Origin of the sequence: Nostoc cycadae WK-1, from assembly GCF_002897135.1 — a bacterium.
Lineage (GTDB): Bacteria > Cyanobacteriota > Cyanobacteriia > Cyanobacteriales > Nostocaceae > Nostoc_B.
This window is the reverse complement of record NZ_DF978485.1, coordinates 1-1,092: the sequence shown is the minus strand read 5'-3', so window position 1 is coordinate 1,092 and position 1,092 is coordinate 1. Positions and strand designations below refer to the sequence as shown.

Genomic DNA, 1,092 nt, shown 5'->3' with positions numbered 1-1,092 from the left:
TTTTCAAAAATCAAATATGATTCCTATAGAGGCAAAGAAAGAACAAGTCCGGCGGATTTTTATTCAATTAGTGCGTCCGGGTGAGGGAACAGAAGATACTCGACGGGTGGCGATGAAGACGGAATTGGGGGAGCAAAGCTGGGATTTGGTCAAACAATTAGCTGACGCTCGGTTGGTGGTGACAAGTCGCAATGCTACCAGTCAAGAAACGGTAGAAGTAGTCCATGAAGCTTTGATTCGCAATTGGGGCGAACTGCGGGAATGGATGAATAAAGACCGCGTTTTTAGGGCTTGGCAAGAGCGACTGCGTTCAGCCAAGGGACAATGGGAAGCAACGCAGCGAGATTCTGGTTCATTGTTGCGGGGTGCAGCTTTGGCGGAAGCAGAAGAAAAACTCAAGGAACGCCCAGGAGACTTGATTGATGAGACAGAATTTATTGAGGAGAGTATTCAAGAAAGTAATCGCCTGAAAAAAGTCGAAGCAGCCCGCAGGAAGCGCGAAATTAGAACTGCTTGGGGCATTGCGGCGGGTTCGTTGATAGCGGTGGTGATTAGCGGTGGTTTGGGTTTGACTGCATGGAATCAGACAAAGCGATCGGAACTCAATCTAGCAGAATCTCTTGGTCGTTATTCTTTATCTCTATTTAGTCAAGGAAATGAATTAGGAGCTTTTGTCTCAGCAATCAAGGCGGGAAAAATTCTGCAAAGCCAACACAAAACTAACCCAGAGGTAATGACTGCCTTACAGACAGTTCGTCTTCAAAAAAGAGAACATAACCGCTTGCAAGGGCATAGTGACTCTGTGCAGAGTGTGAGCTTCAGCTCCGATGGCAAGACTTTGGCTTCTGGCAGTAATGATAAGACAATCACACTCTGGAATGTAGAGACAGGCAAGAAAATCAGCACCTTCACCGGGCATAGTAGCACTGTGGTGAGTGTAAGTTTCAGCCCCGACGGGCGACTGCTTGCTTCTGGCAGTCTTGATGGGACAATCAAACTCTGGAATATCAAGACAGGCAAGAAAATCGGCACTTTCACCGGGCATAGTAACTCTGTGCAAAGTGTGAGTTTCAGCCCCGACGGGCGACTGCT

At 47.5% G+C, this 1,092-nt stretch carries 1 protein-coding gene; it reads left to right on the top strand.

What is annotated here, in order from left to right:
* Positions 1-16: 16 nt before the first annotated feature.
* A partial coding sequence (locus tag NCWK1_RS28990) for a WD40 repeat domain-containing protein (protein ID WP_422730895.1) occupies positions 17-1,092 on the top strand: 1,076 nt, incomplete at its 3' end.